Genomic DNA, 18492 nt, shown 5'->3' with positions numbered 1-18492 from the left:
TGTTTGAACCAGAGTGATGTGAATCGTAGAAATTTGGATTTAGGACCTGGTCATAAAGACCGAAAATAAGGGAATCCCAGTGATGGGGTCCCTTATTTTTTAGCTGATTTTTCAATAATGACTGCTTGATTTCCCCACTTGGTTGCCTCTTGGCCTAACTTTGGGTACGATTTAAAGTAGATGTAAGAAATGAGGTGAATTATGGCGGAAACTAAATATGTATACACCTTTGCCTATCATGAAAACGAACGTGAGTTATGTCAGTTAGAACTGAGTACAATGCTTAAGCCAGTTTCAGAGTTACGTAGTGACAGTGGCTCTTATGTCAGGTCTGAGCGATGCATTCCGCCGGGGAGAAGTCCGTTTATTCATGGACGGCTGGATATATTGGGGGAGAGAGACTCAGTTGCCGAACTGCTCCCTATAGCTCGTGAGATTCGTTTGCAGCAAGATGAGACCTTCAAGGTAGTTTGTCTGAAAGCAGGGGATCATGCGCCTGACTATGCTCAGGCACGAAAGTTGGAAAAGGAAATCGGGATGTGTATCCATGGAACGGCACAGATGAAGCAGCCTAAAGTGACTTTCGGACTAATCCAAACCGGACAAAAATGGATCTTCGGTCAGTGGACAGGTTCGGATAAATCGTGGCAAGTGCATCAGCGGAAGCCACAAAACTACTCCACGGGATTTGGCGTCACTTTAGCAAGAGCATTGGTGAATATTGCTGTGCCAGAAGTAGAAAAGCATCGTTTGCTGGATCCTTGTTGCGGAATGGGAACAGTTGTCATTGAAGCTCTATCGATGGGGATTGATACAAAAGGGAATGATCTGAATGCGCTTGCTGTACGCGGGGCACGAGTTAATTTACCCCATTTCGGATATGATGCAAATCGAATTACTTTGGGAGATATGAGGGATTTAGAGGGGGAATATGATTCGACAATATTCGACATGCCTTATAATCTTTGCTCGGTTCTTCCCGATCATGAACAGCGAGCGATGCTCATGAAATTACGCGAGTTATGCAAACGAGCTGTCATTGTTTCCACAGAGTGGGTACAGGAGCACTTACTGGAATCGGGCTGGATGATAGAACATTACATCACTGTGCGTAAAGGCACATTTGTACGCCATGTTTGGGTGTGCAGGTGATCCCTGGGTAGGTATGTAATTATTCGATAGAGTGCATAATAAATACTCCACGAAGGAAGAAGAATTCCTTGTGGAGTATTTTTGTTCTTATTGATTTGGTTCGACAGTTATATGTCATTTTCAATATGTTGCATGGGAACGGGTGTTTGTGTTAGTATTTATGACTATAATCGACAAGGTTGAGCGGAAGTGTTTTTCCGGCAACGTAGGCCTCCAGATTTTTGATGAAAATATCGAGAGCGCGAGTGGTATACTGTTCTGTGCTTCCTGCAATGTGAGGTGTAATCAAGACATTATCCATGCCCCATAACGGGTGGTCTGCCGGAAGAGGTTCCTCTTCGAATACATCCAGAGCAGCGAAGGCGATTTTGCCACTTTGCAGTGCAGCCAGCAACGCCTCTGTGTTGACACTGGGGCCGCGACCTACATTGACAAAACAGGATTCATTTTTGAAATGGTTAAATGCTTCCTGATCATAAATATGACGCGTTTCTTCGGTTAATGGCAAAATATTAATTACATAGTCGCCTTGGCTTAGAGCTTCATGTAGTCCAGACATATCATACATATGGTCGACATTAGGCACGTCTTTTCCAGAACGTCGTACTCCGACCGTGCGCATGCCTAACGCTCTCAGTACACGGGCTGTTTCTGTTCCGATCTCGCCGACTCCAACGATAACCGCAGTTTTTCCATGCAGCTCTGGCAGTGCTTTGCCGGGATTTTTCCATTCTGCCTGCTGCTGGTACAACATGGCTTGTCTTAACCAACGGCTGTGGGATAACATCATACCCAGAATGATCTCTGTAATTGGAATGGCATGAACACCATTGGCGCTGGTAACCTGAATACTTTTATGCTGCAGCTCCGTAAGTGGGAGGTTGTCTACACCAGCTGACCAGACTTGGATCCATTTTAATGGGCTGTCCTGATGCAGAGTGTGTTCGCTTACAAGAGGAGACCAACCCAGTATAATTTCGGCGTCTTTTAATTCAGCCGGATCCAGATCTTTGGCTTTGCCTACTTTGATGGTGTAACCTGGTGCAGCCTGAAGAATCTGTTGCTGCTGTTCTTCGGATAATGATGGAAAACATACGATTTTTCCCATAATGTGTGTGCCTCCTGAGATCGATGAATTAGTCTTGTCAAGTGTATCAGATTCAGTACATGATGTGCATAAATATGGAAAATGCAGGAATGAAGTCTGATATGCAAAATCCATATTGTGTGTCACTCTATATTTACCCAGGTTGAAATGATATGCATAGTTATGGAATAATAGAGCGAACTTTAGAGAGGTGTATGCAATGAATGCCCATAAACTTCAAGAACATGCATCCAGACGGGAACGTCTGTTTATTGCTGTTCGTCTGCCTGAATCTGTCCAGCAGTTTCTTCATATGCAGACACAGCTAATACGAAACAAGCTTGATTTTCGCAAATGGACAGACCATAGGGATTATCACATTACATTGCAATTTTTGGGAGATACGTTGATGAGTGATGTTGGTCATCTTCGCACAGCTCTGCACGCCGTAGCTGCTGATTTCCATTCGTTTGACCTGCAACTTTCTGATTGGGGAACGTTTGGTCTGGAGAAAACACCAAAAGTTCTTTGGAGGGGTGTTAACGGAGATATAGAGCGATTACACCTTTTGCAGAAGCATATTCTAAATGCAACCAAAAGTTTAGGCTTTGAAGCCGAATTAAGACCGTATCACCCACATGTTACTGTAGCCAGAAAATATCTTGGATATCTTCCTGGTATGGATAATTATGGGCTTACACAATTGGTTACAGAACATGTTTCTCATGGGAATTCATGGTCTGTAGAAGGTTTTGTACTTTATGTGACAAGGCTTGGACAAACGCCAATGTATGAGACAGTGAATACGTTCTCATTTTCCTGAAAAACTTTTTAATACCATAAACTCACATTGACATTGTGTTTATCCCTATGTAATATTAGCCAACGTTATTCAATTTCTTTTTTTTTGGTTACTAAGATTAGGGAATTGTTTCGATAGGAGGAATCTTCGAATGGAAATTATAAGCAAGAATCGTTGGGTGGCACCGATGTTATCTGTGCTGCTTGTATGTATAGTGGGGATAAATGTCGTTCAAGCGACGGGGAAGTGGAATGAAGCGAGTGATAGTAAACAGATGACAGAGCTTGCGTCTTCGGCGCATGATAACCCATCTTTGCCGCAAGATCAGAGGCGAATGATGGAAGATGGGACAAGTCTATCTACTGACACGTCTGTGCAATCCGCAACATGGACAAATGCACTGCCGGCCAAAAACTGGCTTTTGACTGCGCAGGAAAAGCAGGAGCAAAAGGAAGCTGCGGCTAAACAAAAAGCGCAGGCTATAGCACAAGCTAAAGCCCAAAAAGAAGCTGCTCTGAAACTGGCTAAATTGCAAAACGCCAAAGCGAGAGCTGCAATGACAACTCCCCCCCAAAAACTTTACTTTACGCGGACAGAACTTCTGAACCAGGAAGATGCGAAACTGGCAACCTGGTCTTACAGTGTGTCCGATAAAGAACTGCATCTGCTGCAAAAAATCGTCATGGCAGAGGCGGAAGGTGAACCGTACAAAGGCAAAGTGGCAGTTGCCAATGTTGTCTTAAACCGGCTGCGGTCAGCCAATTTTCCCGATACCATTTACAAGGTGATCCATCAGAAATCACAGTTTAGCCCTGTGGCGAATGGACGTCTTAAACGGGTAACCCCGAATGAAGACAGCGTCAAAGCAGTCAATGCTGCACTGAACGGACAGAAGGAAGTTTCAGATGATACGTATTATTTCTTATCATTGACACTTGCTGACGATCTGACAGTGGCCCGCACGAAGAAAGAAGTAAAAACGATCGGTCATCATACTTTTTACAAGTAAAAGACCCTAAAATTCTGCAAACAGGCAGGGTAGTTAACTATGTGAGCATCACATGTGCCCTGAAAAGTCTGGAAAGCAGTTTTATTTCGTCGTTTTCAAGTAAATCATTATCTGTAATTTACCCATTTTTTTGGGAGAACATACGACGAAATGCAATAAAAATAAAAAAGGTTCCCCTTCATTTTACGAAGAGGAACCTTTTTTGCATTTTCTTTTCGTTTAACCTTTTAATTGATTGTACAATGTCTATCACGTTCTGAGAACGATTTTAATAAGTCTTAGAGACGTCTTAAAGGTAATCTGGTACCAGACAAAGGTCTGTTAGTAATCCCCGCTGAAAACCGCTCTAGAGACGTAGTTGTAACTTCTGTTGTTGCGGGAAACAGTAAATCATGTACAGCTTGAGCGCAGCAGGCTGGATCATAAGGCAAAGAATGTCCAGATTTGGCCTTCGTGTGCTCAGGGCGATTCGGCTGATTGGACTGAAGTTCAAGTTCAGATAGCTCACGGAATCGATCGGTTATGACATCTGCAGAATGAATGATCTGTCCATATCCGGCTTGTACAAAGTATTCACAGTTCTCCTCTTCCTGTCCTGGATGCGGGGGGATAAATAACATGGGAAGGCCTTTGGCCATAGCCTCCGTGCAAGTCATGCCTCCTGGTTTAGTAATCAGTACATCCGAGACATCCATGAGTTTGCTGACTTCCTTTGTGTATCCCAGAATACGTATATTCGGATGCTGGAAACATGGAATTTCTTTCATTTTGTCAATCATCTTTTGATTGCTTCCAAGACAGAAGATTAGCTGTACTCGATCTGCCCAGGATGCGAGAGCTTTCATATCTTCCTCGTCAAAAGAAAGCCCCCAGCCGCCTCCCATAAGCAGAGCTGTCGGCATATTTTGCAGACCCATCTCTTCTCTGAGCTTGACTTTATCCCCAGCTTCCCAGAAATCAGGATGAACAGGTATGCCTGTAATTTGAATCTGTGAGGCAGGAACGCCTCTAATCTCAAGCAAGGCTTTAACCTGAGGAGTAGAAGCCAGATATTTGTTAACTTCAGGGTTGATCCAGGTTCCGTGCACATCATAATCGGTAATCAACGTATAGAGCGGGGTATTCAGACCTTGACGTTTAAGTCTGGAAATTACCGCATTTGGAAATGGATGAGTGCAGATCACGATGTCCGGCTTCAACTGGGATACAACCTGCGCCGTTTGTGTGTAGAAAATACGGTGCAACGCCAGTTTGGTTAAGCCGTTTAATGATTTGTTGTACTGTGTGCGGTACAACAGGCTGACAAGTTTGGGTTGAACCGATAGTGTCTTTCGATATGCAGAAAAGATCAGCGGAGCTACGGTCGGGTTTAGAAATTTTCCAAGTTCAATAACACGGCTATGAACTTGAGGACTGACTTTTTTGATGCCGTGTGCCAGGGCGTGAGCCGCCTGTGTATGACCAGTACCGAATCCTTCTGATAATAAGAGCACTCTTGGTTTTCGCATGAGTTCACCTTTATTCATAAGTTTAAGTTGAAATTAAAATTTGAATGAGACAGTTTTCTAAGTTTTAAATAGGGCAGTTTTGCTAGGTTCGTTACTACATGAATATACGGCAAAACACAGAATCATGTTTCATCCCCTAATATTTACACTGTATATTCTGTTTTGAGACCTCAAACTTCGGTTATGTGCGGATTGTTTGAGTCATCTTACACTATAGACGAGGATGCTGACAGTTTCCACTGCATTTCGGTTAAAAAATATTAATACATTTTTTATTGTTAGGCTTGCAATCTTATTTTCAAGGTGATATTCTAGTTTTTGACCGAATGACCGTTTTGTATTTTTGGTCATTTTAAAGAGAACGATAGAATCACTTGTCACATTTTCAAAAGAAAGTAAGGAGGGGATAAGATGGCTCCGATCGACAGGAGACAGCAGGTCATTCATGCAGCCGCCCAGTCGTTTGCCATGTTTGGATACAAAGCGACTACGATGGATCAAGTGGCTAAGATCGCCAATGTAGGCAAGGGCACGATCTACACCTTTTTCAGAAACAAAGAAGAGCTGTTTGATCAGATTCTGGTGGAAGTTATTCAGGAAATGAAAAATATTGCGCAGCGTGAAGTTCATCAGGAGAGTGCTTTTTTTGATAACCTGTTTCGCGTGCTGGATGCGCTTCTGGAATTTCGTCGTGATCATGAGTTGCTCGTTAAGTTGTCACAGGAATTGAAGGATTTTGGAACATTGCAGGCCAGGGAGGGTCTGGAAAAAGTGGAGAAAGTCATTTCCGATTTTCTGGCCCGTGAACTGGAGAAGGCAAGGGATGGCGGAGAGATAAGGGATTGTGATCCGCAAGTTGTTGCTTTTATGATGATTCGATTGTATATTGCTTTGACCTCTGACTGGAGCAAACATCATGAACCACTTAGTAAAGAAGCGATCAAGAACTACTTTCGTCTTTTCTTAATGGAAGGGATTGCTGCGATCAGCCCCGTTAAAGGTTTATAACATGATCCATCGTTAAGGTTACGCATTACCCGCTACCTATTTTAATGGTCAGACTTCAACTATACAATGAACATTTTAGTAGTTGGTGAAAGGGAGAAAATGAAACTTGTCGGAGGACAAGTTTGTTTTTTGCTCTCGATTGACCATTTGAGAGAATTGGTCATTACGTATTTCGGTAAAAATTCCAGAGATTTTCAATCTGTTTTCATATTGGATATTCCTGCTGAATAGCAGAGAGATTAAGGGGAGAAAATGACATGAAATCATTAAACGTGTTTTTCAAGGATTTGGGATCAGCCGTGAGAAACCCGAAGGTGTTGATCCCTGTAATTGCGATATTATTTATTCCGATCCTGTATAGCGGTATTTACCTGGCAGCTTACTGGGATCCTTATGGTCAAGTGAATAAACTGCCGGTAGCGGTAGTTAATTTGGATAAAGGAGCCGAACTGGAGGGGAAATCACTTCATGTCGGCAATGATCTCATCGATGAACTGAAGAAAAATGAAGATTTCAAATGGGACTTTGTCAGTGCCGCCCAGGCAAAGGACGGCATGCAAGATGACAAGTATTACATGCAGATTACAATTCCGGAGAACTTCTCTTCTCAAGCGACAACATTGCTTGATGATAAGCCAGCACCAGCAAGCTTGATCTATGAGCCAAACGGTAATTACAACTTTGTGGGTGCCCAGATTGGCAAAACGGCCATGAAGGACTTGAAAGCCAAAGTTTCGGCTAAAGTTACAGAGTCTTATGCAGAGACACTACTTGATAAGTTCTCCGAGGTGTCGACCGGCTTGACTGAAGCGGGCAACGGTGCCGGAGATTTGAAAAGCGGGGCTGGAAAACTCGATGACGGAGCAGTGAAGCTGAAGGATAATCTGGCTAAGCTTGCCTCCGGAACGTTGAAACTTCAGGATGGATTAGCTCCGTTAAGTAATGGAGTTAATGCACTGCATAATGGAGCATCAAAACTTGAAAATGGAACGACAAGTCTGGTTTCGGGTTTGCAACAACTCCATAATGCAGCTACGGGTCAGCTTCAAAGCGGTGCCGACCAGCTGAAAGACGGCAGTAACAAGCTGGCCGTGGGCCTTCAATCTTCATTGGACGGCACCAACAAGCTGCAGACCGGCCTGCAATCGTCAGAACAAGGCAGCGCCAAGTTGTCTAGCGGGCTGCAAACGGCAGTACAAGGCAGTGGAACATTGGCGACTGGCTTGCAATCCGCTGTGGATGGTAGTAGCAAAGTGGCCGATGGAGCACAGGGCGTAGCTGCTGGATTGAAGCAGCTGGCTGCAAGCAACCCGGAACTGGCTGCGAGCGCAGATGTCCAGAAGCTGATTGCCGCGAGTCAGGCTGTTGCTGACGGCAGCACACAGCTGCATGAGAGCGAGCAGAAGCTGGCACAAGGTGCGGATCAGCTTCATCAAGGGAATCAGCAACTGGCAGCCGGTGCAGCCGAATTGCAGGGGGGGCAGCAGCAGCTCCTTGCTGGTGCAACTCAACTGGTAGATGGACAGAAGCAGCTGCTTGCAGGTGCTGGGCAGCTTAGTGAAGGCGGAACAAAACTCTCCGACGGCTTGAAGCAATTCAGTGGCAAGCTCGGTGAGGCGGCTGCAGGTGGCACTCAGCTGGCATCAGGTGCGAAACAGCTAGGTACAGGTACGGCTGCATTACAGACAGGTGTCGGTAAACTTAGCGGCGGTGTTTCATCTCTGGCTGACGGTTCCAAACAGCTGGGTGACGGAGCCGGTAAACTGGCTAATGGTCTTACGGAACTGAAAGACGGTTCTGGTGAACTGGCAACGAAGCTGAAAGATGCAGCTCAGAAAACATCCGAAGTGAAGAAAACAGATGAAGTCGTGAATATGTTTGCAGAACCGGTTAGCTCTTCCGAGAACAAGACGGAGAGCGTGAGCAATTACGGAACAGGCATGACACCATTTTTCCTGTCCATTGGTCTGTTCGTAGGTTCACTGATCTCCACAATTGTTCTGAAAATGCGTGAAACATCCGTATCCGGGGCAACAGGCTGGAATCGTTTCGTAAGCCGCACACTGGTGTTTGGATCAGTGAGCATCTTCCAGTCGGTTATTTTAGCTAGCTTTATGCTTTACGGGCTTGGACTAAAGACACACAGCGCAGGACTATTTTATCTGTTTACCATTATAACGGGGCTGACCTTTATGCTGATCGTTCAGGCCCTCGTGACTTGGCTCGATCTGCCTGGACGTTATGTAATTATCTTGCTTCTGGTCTTCCAACTGGCAGCGAGTGCAGGAACGTTCCCAATTGAACTTATTCCTTCATGGCTCCAGGCGATTAGTCAGTGGCTGCCAATGACACATAGCATTGTGGGTCTCAGAGCTGTCGTATCCAGCGGTAATTTTGATGTCATGTGGCATCAGGCTGAAATACTTAGCATCTATGCAGTTGTATCTGTTCTGCTGACGCTGACGTACTTCCTCCTGAACGGCCGACGTACAAAGAAAGATACTGAAGTAGCAGAAAGCGGTCAGCCTTTGACTGTATAATTAAAGAGACAAAACGAGAATTTTATTATATTTCGCAAAATAAAGTTAAAGCATATGTATCGAAATTATGCAATATAGTAGTCAAATAGTGCAAATGTCCTGCAGCTGGAAAATTAGCTGCAGGCCATTTTGTATTCAATTGTATGAAAATAGAAAACGAAATTGGAAGCTAGAGCATGAAAATTGCGAAAATATGGTCAAACGCAGGCTGGATATGGAACGATTTTCTTTTATCAGCAATTAAAATCAGTTGTGCTCTGTCTTAAAATGTGTATAATTATTCAAAAAAGAGGTGTTTTTAAACGTCATCGCACTAAAGCTGTACTGCAAAACAATTCTTATCAGAGGTATTAAAAAGTTTAAATTGCGCTGATGTTAGGTCGGTGTTAAAATAATAGAACTATATCAAAAAACGTCGCTCCATCATGAGTAGCCGTGCTAACGGCTGCGTGGTTGTTGTATATATGCTGTTACCGGTTCATTCGGTGCCAGTTCTTCGCAATATCCGCGGTCTTTGCCGCAATACCAGGCTTATAACAGATGGCTCAAGCTGTCACCTCTTCATCTCAGCAGGCAGGCTTATCGCAAGCGAAATGCCAGCTCCTCCCGTTACATTGTTGCCTGTTGCTATGTTCTTATTCTTGATCTTTCCGAAATACTTCATTATAGAAAGGTTGCGTTCCATGAGACACATCGGATTACCTCCAAAACAGGGTCTATATGATCCACAATTCGAAAAAGATGCATGCGGAATGGGTTTTGTTGCCAACATCAAAGGAGTACCTTCACATGATATCGTAAGTCAGGCACTGACCATGCTCAGTAATATGGAGCACCGCGGGGGACAGGGAAGTGAACCGAATTCCGGTGACGGAGCAGGGATCCTGATTCAGATTCCACATCGTTATTTTGCAAAAGAAGCAGAGCGTCTTGGTTTCGCCTTGCCTGAACAAGGCTTCTATGGCGTAGGCATGCTGTTCCTGTCTCAGGATCCTGTAGTTCGTACGGCACATGAAGAGAGTCTGAAGAAGATTATTGAAGAAGAAGGACAGACTTTCCTGGGCTTCCGGGATGTACCTACGTATGATGAAATGTTGGGCCGTTCTGCACTGGCAGCGAAGCCTTATGTACGTCAGGTATTTATCGGAAGATCAGATGAAGTGAAGGATGAGCTGGCATTTGAGCGCAAGCTGTATGTCATTCGCAGACGTGCTGAACTGGCGATCCGCTATTCGGCAGACGAAGCCGAAGGAGAATCATTCTACTTGCCAAGCTTGTCCTGCCGGAAAGTGGTATACAAAGGCATGTTGACAACCGAACAGGTAGGCAAATTTTATCTGGATCTGCAGGAAGAACTGGTGGAATCGGCGATTGCACTCGTTCACTCCCGTTTCAGTACGAACACCTTCCCAAGCTGGGAACGTGCTCACCCGTATCGCTTCATGATCCACAACGGTGAGATCAATACGATGCGTGGTAATGTGAACTGGATGCATGCGCGTCAGTCCTTGTTTGAAAGCGAACTGTTCGGTGACGATATTGCCAAAGTAAAACCGGTCATTAATCCGGACGGTTCGGATACTGCGATGTTTGATAACACGCTGGAGTTCCTGTATCTGAGTGGACGTTCCCTGCCACATGTAGCCATGATGATGGTCCCTGAACCGTGGAGCACGGATGAAGGCATGGATCCTGCGAAAAAGGCATTCTATGAATATCACAGCACAATGATGGAACCATGGGATGGTCCTGCTGCAATGGCATTTACAGACGGTTTGCAGATCGGTGCTACTCTTGACCGTAACGGTTTGCGTCCTGCTCGTTATTATGTAACCAAGGATGACCGAATCATCCTTTCTTCCGAAGTCGGTGTTCTGGATATTGCACCAGAAGACATTCTGTATAAAGATCGTCTACGTCCAGGACGGATGTTGCTTGTCGATACTCAAGAGGGCCGTATTATCTCTGATGAAGAAGTCAAAGCACTCATCGCTGCTGAGAATCCTTACGACGAGTGGCTTGAAGAACACTTGATGGATCTGAACGAGTTGCCGGAAGCACCGGAGCTCCCAGACCCTAAACATGATAATGTAACACAGCTTCAGCTGGCTTATGGATATACATTTGAAGAATTGCGCAAAGTGCTGGAGCCAATGGCATCCACAGGAATGGAAGCTACAGGTTCCATGGGTTATGATGCACCTCTGGCAGTTCTGTCGGATCGTCCGCAACGCTTGTATAACTACTTTAAACAGATGTTTGCACAGGTAACCAATCCGCCGATTGATGCAATCCGTGAAGAGATCGTTACCTCTACAGCGACAACGATTGGTCCGGAGCGTAACTTGCTTAACCCTGAACCGGAGAGCTGTCGCCAGATCCGTCTGGATACACCGGTATTGTCTAATGAAGACTTCGCAAAGATTCGCCACGTTCGTCGTCCGGGCTTCCGCTCTATGACAATCCCGATCTTCTTCACTGCTGCGGAGGGAGCGGAAGGGTTGCGTAAAGCGATGGACTTGCTCTTCGAAGCAGCTGACCGTGTCATTGACAAAGGGCATAACATCCTGATCCTGTCTGACCGCGGTGTGGATGCCGAGAATGCAGCAATCCCGGCGTTGTTGGCTGTTGCAGGTCTGCATCACCACCTGATTCGTCAGGGTACAAGAACAAAAGTCAGCATTTTGCTCGAATCAGGGGAACCGCGTGATATTCACCACTACGCGCTGCTTCTGGGTTATGGCGTAAGTGCAGTTAACCCTTATCTGGCATTTGAAACGCTTGATGATATGATTCAGCAAGGATTGCTGCGCGGTATCTCTCATGAGAAAGCCGTTAAAAACTACATTAAAGCTGCAACCAAAGGCGTTATTAAAATATTGTCCAAAATGGGAATCTCGACGATCCAATCGTATCGCGGAGCTCAAATCTTTGAAGCGGTTGGTCTGAAATCGGATTTCGTTGACCGTTACTTTACTTGGACACCTTCCCGGATCGGAGGTATCGGCCTGGAGGAAGTGGCAGCAGAAGCGTTGACACATCACAATCGTGCCTTTACTGATAAAGACGGGAACGACAAAGTACTGGATTCCGGCGGTGAATACCAATGGCGTAATGACGGTGAAGAGCATTTGTTCAACCCGCAAACGATCCACACATTGCAACATGCGGTACGTACGGGCGACTACAAGCTGTACAAAAAGTATTCCAAACTCGTACAGGGTGAGAATGATCAACTGCTCACCATTCGTTCCATGCTGAAACTAAAACCGGTTGGAGCATCTATTCCGCTTGAAGAAGTTGAGTCTGTGGAAAACATCATGCGTCGTTTCAAAACCGGTGCGATGTCCTTCGGTTCGATCAGCAAAGAAGCTCATGAAGATTTGGCGATCGCCATGAACCGTGTAGGTGGTAAATCCAATACAGGTGAAGGCGGAGAAGATCCGGCTCGTTTTGTTAAAGACAGCAATGGTGATTCCCGTCGTAGTGCGATCAAACAGGTGGCATCCGGACGTTTTGGTGTAACATCCAATTATCTGGTCAATGCTGACGAGATTCAGATCAAAATGGCACAAGGGGCTAAACCAGGTGAAGGTGGGCAACTGCCAGGACGTAAAGTTTATCCTTGGGTAGCTGAAGTTCGTGGCTCAACACCGGGCGTAGGTTTGATCTCGCCGCCACCGCATCACGATATCTATTCAATTGAAGACTTGGCCGAGTTGATCTACGATCTGAAAAATGCCAATCCGCGTGCTGAAATTAACGTGAAACTGGTATCGGAAGTAGGTGTCGGAACAATTGCTGCGGGTGTAGCCAAAGGCCGCGCGGACATTATCCTGGTTAGTGGATATGATGGTGGTACGGGTGCATCTCCTCAAGGTTCGATCCGTCATGCGGGTATGCCATGGGAGCTGGGACTTGCAGAGACACATCAAACGTTGATGCTGAACAATCTGCGTGATCGTGTTGTTCTTGAAACAGACGGCAAAATGCTGAACGGGCGCGATCTGGCGATTGCAGCATTGCTTGGAGCGGAAGAGTATGGTTTCTCAACTGCACCACTCGTTGCGCTGGGATGCATCATGATGCGTGTTTGCCAAATGGATACCTGCCCGGTTGGTGTAGCCACACAGAATCCGGAGTTGCGCAAAAATTACATGGGTGACCCTGAACATGTCGTGAACTTCATGCGTTTTGTCGCTGAAGACATGCGTGAGATTATGGCTGATCTTGGTTTCCGTACCATTCAGGAAATGGTTGGACGTACAGATTGCCTCGAAACGGTAGAAGCCGTAGATCACTGGAAGAAAAAAGGTGTGGATCTGTCTGTATTGCTGCATGTGCCTGAAATGCCTGAAGGCGCTGCGCGTTACCGTACACAACACCAGAACCACCAACTGGAAGAGACGCTGGATATGCAGCAACTCGTACCACTGGCACAGCCGGCAATCGAATCCGGTCAACCGGTAGAGGCAGTTCTGCCGATTACCAATGTGAACCGTGCAGTGGGGACCATCTTGGGTAGCGAGATTACACGTAAATATGGTCTTGCTGGTTTGCCTGAAGATACCGTTAAATTCAAATTTGTCGGCTCAGCTGGACAGAGCTTTGGTGCTTTTGTACCAAAAGGCATGACCCTCACCGTTGAAGGAGACTCCAACGACTACGTGGGTAAAGGTTTGTCTGGAGGTAAGCTGATTGTTATGCCTTCACCAAAAGCGACATTTGAGGCGGAGAATAACATCATTATCGGGAACACTGCTTTATATGGAGCAACCAGTGGGGAAGCGTATATCCGCGGTATTGCCGGAGAACGGTTTGCGGTACGTAACTCGGGAGCCAAAGTTGTTGTTGAGGGTGTAGGCGATCATGGTTGTGAATATATGACGGGTGGTCGAGTCGTGGTACTCGGCGATACAGGTCGTAACTTTGCAGCTGGTATGTCCGGAGGTATTGCCTACGTGTACGATCCAAAAGGCACCTTCCTGCAGCGTTGCAATCTGGAAATGGTTCTGTTGGAGCGCATTGAAGATGCTTCTGAAAGCGAAGACCTGCTTGGCATGATTCAACGTCACACAGCACTCACTGGCAGTGCTGCTGGTCAGCGCATTCTGGATACATGGCAGGATTCCTTGAATCAATTTGTGCGTGTCATTCCGAAGGACTTCAAACGTATGACAGAACAGATTGAGCGGATACAAGCGACAGGTTTGACAGGTGAAGCGGCTTTGCTTGCAGCATTTGAAGCGAATATGCGGGAACTTGCACGTACCGGAGGTTAATCATTCGTATGTAAAAGTTCAAAAAAATAAAGGAGCCTCATGACGGCCAGAATGGCATCGTCGTAAGGCTCCTTTTTGCTTTCGACAAAATTAGAACCCACTCAAAAAACGTTATCGCCACAAGACGACAACATCAAGGAACGTTCTAACGTATAATTAGGTTTAGTTTTTGGAGTGCAGAGAAAGTATGAAGATAAGAGAGGTTAGCGGAATGAAGATGAAGCATCCAAACAAGGGCGATTCTAAGCCGGCAGGTAAACCAGTCGAAGCAACCCGGTTGGACATCATGAAAGTTCTACTGCAATGTGGAATCGACCCGGAGCGTTTGAAGCATTTCGTTTCCTCCGACACCAAGCGTTCTTGATCCAGTACACACCAGAAAGTGGAGGGAATTCAAGATACACAAAAAGACCCAGATACCAGAGCAGAAAGTACTCGGAAACTGGGTTTTCTTTTCGGATGTAACCTTAATTAATCCATACTGCGTTCCATACGCACAAAAGCGATAAAACGACGTGCTTCTTCCTCTGTCAATGATTTACCATCAATCATCAGATCAAAACGCTCCAGCACTTCCTTATCTGACAATTCAAGCGTATCTACGAATTCACGCACGTCTTCGTCCATCACCATATCACTTTGCTTCGTACGCCCAATCAAATAATCAATGGACACATCGAAAATGTCAGCAAGCCGTGTTAACACCTCGAAATCCGGTTTGCGCCGGTTTTTCTCGTAGTGGGAGAGAGCCGCTCTGGTAATATGAATGGAGTTCGCAAGTTCTTCTTGAGTAAGTCCCCGCTGTTCTCTTAATTCAGCAATGCGATTTCCGTAGCTCATAAGCTATTTTCCCCCTGAACACCATCATATATATATTGAAACAATCCTGAGCCAAGTTTTTGATCAGGGTAAGTTTTCCTGCAAATGTACTACGCCTCAATGGTCTCATACTCCACTTGTAAATAGGTCTGTCTAAGGACATCTCAAATTGTCGTAAATCAAAAGAACCATGTCCAAATACCGCTTGACATGATACGTTTTGTATCGTAAATTGAACGTATATAGTTACAAAATGTATCATTTGAGTTGTTTCAAGTATTTCCGGATGACCCTCGCACTATACCTGTCATACGGAAGTGAGGGCAATCCATGTAGGCTAATCCATTCTAAAGGAATGAAACCATGAATTCAAAAATTCTTCAGGAATGGGCTGATCTGAAACCAAATGTCCATATGTACATTCAGGAGTTTCATGGGAAAATGGTAGATCGCAAAAGACGTCCCGTCCTGTTACTTGGTATGGATACACAAGCGATCACTTTCCTGAGCGACCTGAACTTACCCGTATTATCAGAAATGCTAATAGGTCTGGATGTAGAAGACAACCGTGTATGCGTCAGACTTCATGCCAAGCTGCAATGGAAACAGCCCTTTGGAGAACTGATAATGTATCATTCAAACTTGCATATTCAGAAAGAACAGACACTATATATAACTGGACAGTTAAACAGAATGCTTGATGAGGTTGAATTTGAGGCAGTTTCCCGTTCTACATACGGGAAGGCAACGGACCCATCTCCTCAGTTAAAGCCTTATCGTTACATTGATTTTATCATATAGGGCTAGGTTAAATCTGAACATTTTCTGAACAAGCATGTACTTAACGCCATTTTACTATATTTCGTAGCGTTATGCATTAGTTCTTTAACACCAAAAGCATTTGCGCAATGAATAAAGGGGCGAGGGGGAGCATACATTGAGGAAGTTTGTATATGGTTGAAATGCACTGCCACATTTTATTCGGTCTGGATGATGGTCCTGTTCAAATGGAGCAGTCCGTTGCGATGGCTGAGAAGGCAGTAGCCTCAGGAATTACCTCCATTATTGCAACTCCGCATCACCTGAACGGACATTACAACAATGAACCAAAGGTAGTCAATCAGGCTGTTCATATGCTTCGTGCAGAGCTTGCCAAACGAAATATCCGTTTGCAGATTGATCCCGGTCAGGAGATCAGAGTGCACGATAGACTGATTGAAGACTTGTATGCAGGAAAGTGCTGCACACTTGCCGGTAGTCGATATATGTTGTTGGAACTGCCCTTTGGTCATATTCCCTCACAGTTCCCCGGAATACTCCATGAACTGCGAATCGCGGGAATTACCCCTATTATTGCTCATCCGGAGCGTAACCTTGTTATTTTGAAAAAGCCGCTGCTGTTGTCCGATTACTTGAGTCAAGGCGGACTATGCCAGCTTACAGCCGAATCATTCACTGGGCTTTTCGGACGAAAAGTTCAGAAATGGTGTTTTCATTTTTGCAAAGAAAACGGGTTTCATTTCATTTCATCAGATGCACATGATACGAATCATCGAACGTTCAAGCTGGATGTAGTGTATCCGTTGCTTGAAAGACGTTTTGGGTATCGCTATATTCAGCGTTTCCAAGAAAATGCACGATCCATATGGAATAATCAGCCTATTTTGGCTGGAATAACGGCGAAGAAAAAGCGTAGATTTTTGCTCTGGTGAACAGTAATCGATGCACTGAATACATGGTCACAATAATATGGCTAACCTGTATGGGAGGAATACAGAATGGAACTGAAAGAGTATATCCACATTTTACGTAAACGTATTTGGATTATCGTTGCCTTCGTAGCTGTGGCTTGCATTGGTGCAGGTATCAAAAACTACTTTTTTACTGTACCGATCTATGAAGCGAATGCCAAACTAATCGTTAATCAGGCATACAATGCCCAAGGTGTTCCGAGTTTGGATATCGGTACCATTCAGACGAACATCAAAGTAATCAATTCCTATATGGAGATTATTAAATCGTCCGCAATCCTCGATAAAGTGGTCGCTACATACCCCGATCTTGGCATGACAGGTAATCAATTAGGACAGAACATTCGAGTTTCCACTGCAAATGAGTCCCAGGTTATGAGTCTAACGGCTACGGGGCTATCATCCGAAAAAGCGGCGAAAACTGTAAACGCAGTTGCGAAAGTGTTTAAATCCCAAATCCCCGTAATTATGAAAGTAGACAACGTAACGATCCTAAGTGAAGCGAAACCTACGGATTCCTCTAATCCTATTAACGTCAACCCCATCATCAATATTTTGATCAGTTTTATTGTTGGACTGCTGCTGGCAGTAGGCTTTGTATTCCTGCTGGAATATTTGGACGACACCTTGAAAACGGAAGAAGAATTGGAAAAAGAATTAAATCTCCCTGCACTTGCTGTTATCTCCAAGATTCGAAAAGAAGAGAGTCGTATCTCCAAACAGTCTTCCATATCTCAAAAACAGGTAGGTGATGGACAGTATGTCACGATTAACCAATGAAAGAGTAGGCTTGGTAACGATGGCTAATCCCAGATCTACTTCCTCGGAAGCCTATCGAAAGCTAAGAACCAATATTCAGTTTTCGTCCATAGATAGTCAGATTCAAACGATCATGATTGCCTCGGCAGCATCAGGTGAAGGGAAAACGACAACGATTGGTAATCTGGCAGTGACTTATGCGCAGGAAGGGAAAAGGGTTCTGCTTATGGATACGGACCTGCGTAAACCGGCAGTACATCTGATGTTTAATGTGCCCAATCATGTAGGACTGACCAGTGTGTTATCGAGTCAATATCAGGTGACAGAAGTACTTCGGGAAACCGGGGTGGAAGGACTGCATGTCTTGTCTTCCGGGCCTATTCCTCCTAATCCTTCGGAGATGATCGGTTCACGTAAGATGACAACTCTGCTTGAGGATTTGAAGGAAAAGTATGATGTTATTTTGTTTGATACACCGCCTGTTCTGACTGTTACAGATGCATTAATTATCAGTTCATTGTGTGATGGTGTCATTCTTGTCGTGAATGCGGGAAAGGTGAAGAAGGACTTGATCAAAAAGGCAAAAGCTCATCTTGAACATGTGAACGCACGTATTCTGGGCGCCGTGCTGAATAATGTACAGATACCCAAAAGTCGCAATAACAGTTACGGGGACAAAGGATAGACAAGGAACCGGAACAGTCCCAATACATTTTTAAATCATCTCCAAAGGTCATGTCTACTATACCTCTATCAAGGTAGGCACTCGGTCACA

Annotated in this window: 14 protein-coding genes; 11 read left to right on the top strand and 3 right to left on the bottom strand. The window is 45.0% G+C overall.

The genetic code is table 11. From position 1 onward, the window contains the following. Positions 1-201 precede the first annotated feature (201 nt). On the top strand, positions 202-1152 hold the full coding sequence (locus ACR8BL_RS10335; protein ID WP_434752531.1) for a TRM11 family SAM-dependent methyltransferase: 951 nt from the start codon (positions 202-204) through the stop codon (positions 1150-1152). 151 nt (positions 1153-1303) lie between these two features. Here ACR8BL_RS10335 and ACR8BL_RS10330 read toward each other — a convergent pair whose 3' ends face one another. Continuing rightward, a complete protein-coding gene (locus tag ACR8BL_RS10330) occupies positions 1304-2260 on the bottom strand; it encodes a D-2-hydroxyacid dehydrogenase (RefSeq protein WP_434752530.1) in 957 nt (318 codons plus the stop codon). A gap of 199 nt (positions 2261-2459) precedes the next feature. On the opposite strand from ACR8BL_RS10330, the gene thpR reads away from it, so the two are divergent. After that, positions 2460-3062, top strand: coding sequence for an RNA 2',3'-cyclic phosphodiesterase (thpR, locus tag ACR8BL_RS10325; RefSeq protein WP_434752529.1), 603 nt, complete (start codon positions 2460-2462; stop codon positions 3060-3062). Between the two features lie 130 nt (positions 3063-3192). Then, a complete protein-coding gene (locus tag ACR8BL_RS10320; RefSeq protein ID WP_434752528.1) occupies positions 3193-4050 on the top strand; it encodes a cell wall hydrolase in 858 nt (285 codons plus the stop codon). A 278-nt stretch (positions 4051-4328) separates the two neighbouring features. Here ACR8BL_RS10320 and ACR8BL_RS10315 read toward each other — a convergent pair whose 3' ends face one another. Further along, complete coding sequence (locus tag ACR8BL_RS10315) at positions 4329-5558, bottom strand: MGDG synthase family glycosyltransferase (RefSeq protein ID WP_434752527.1); 1230 nt, start codon at positions 5556-5558, stop codon at positions 4329-4331. Between the two features lie 411 nt (positions 5559-5969). On the opposite strand from ACR8BL_RS10315, the gene ACR8BL_RS10310 reads away from it, so the two are divergent. From ACR8BL_RS10310 to ACR8BL_RS10295, 4 genes are all read left to right on the top strand, one after another. After that, positions 5970-6566 carry a TetR/AcrR family transcriptional regulator gene (locus ACR8BL_RS10310; RefSeq protein WP_434752526.1) on the top strand — a complete coding sequence of 199 codons (597 nt, stop codon included), beginning with the start codon at positions 5970-5972 and terminating at the stop codon, positions 6564-6566. A gap of 257 nt (positions 6567-6823) precedes the next feature. Then, positions 6824-9106 carry a YhgE/Pip family protein gene (locus ACR8BL_RS10305; protein WP_434752525.1) on the top strand — a complete coding sequence of 761 codons (2283 nt, stop codon included), beginning with the start codon at positions 6824-6826 and terminating at the stop codon, positions 9104-9106. Between the two features lie 683 nt (positions 9107-9789). Continuing rightward, positions 9790-14388, top strand: coding sequence for a glutamate synthase large subunit (gene gltB / locus ACR8BL_RS10300; RefSeq protein WP_434752524.1), 4599 nt, complete (start codon positions 9790-9792; stop codon positions 14386-14388). A 187-nt stretch (positions 14389-14575) separates the two neighbouring features. Then, positions 14576-14752, top strand: coding sequence for a hypothetical protein (locus ACR8BL_RS10295; RefSeq protein ID WP_434758348.1), 177 nt, complete (start codon positions 14576-14578; stop codon positions 14750-14752). A 107-nt stretch (positions 14753-14859) separates the two neighbouring features. Here the strand turns inward: ACR8BL_RS10295 and ACR8BL_RS10290 are convergent, their stop codons facing one another. After that, positions 14860-15228, bottom strand: coding sequence for a helix-turn-helix domain-containing protein (locus ACR8BL_RS10290; RefSeq protein WP_434752522.1), 369 nt, complete (start codon positions 15226-15228; stop codon positions 14860-14862). 342 nt (positions 15229-15570) lie between these two features. Between ACR8BL_RS10290 and ACR8BL_RS10285 the strand changes: the two genes are divergently transcribed. From ACR8BL_RS10285 to ACR8BL_RS10270, 4 genes are all read left to right on the top strand, one after another. Further along, positions 15571-16008, top strand: a complete 438-nt coding sequence (locus tag ACR8BL_RS10285; protein WP_434752521.1) for a hypothetical protein — start codon at positions 15571-15573, stop codon at positions 16006-16008. Positions 16009-16160: 152 nt separating this feature from the next. Continuing rightward, complete coding sequence (locus ACR8BL_RS10280) at positions 16161-16919, top strand: tyrosine-protein phosphatase (RefSeq protein WP_434752520.1); 759 nt, start codon at positions 16161-16163, stop codon at positions 16917-16919. Between the two features lie 66 nt (positions 16920-16985). Then, the gene (locus ACR8BL_RS10275) at positions 16986-17738 is read left to right on the top strand and encodes a YveK family protein (protein ID WP_434752519.1); all 753 of its coding nucleotides are present in this window, start codon (positions 16986-16988) and stop codon (positions 17736-17738) included. After that, on the top strand, positions 17719-18402 hold the full coding sequence (locus ACR8BL_RS10270; RefSeq protein ID WP_434752518.1) for a CpsD/CapB family tyrosine-protein kinase: 684 nt from the start codon (positions 17719-17721) through the stop codon (positions 18400-18402). The genes ACR8BL_RS10275 and ACR8BL_RS10270 overlap by 20 nt, the downstream gene beginning before the upstream one ends. The last annotated feature ends 90 nt before the right edge of the window (positions 18403-18492 follow it).

Source organism: Paenibacillus amylolyticus (assembly GCF_051136285.1).
GTDB lineage: Bacteria > Bacillota > Bacilli > Paenibacillales > Paenibacillaceae > Paenibacillus > Paenibacillus amylolyticus_F.
Note: the sequence above shows the minus strand (reverse complement) of the source record. Positions and strands in the feature narration are given on the sequence as shown.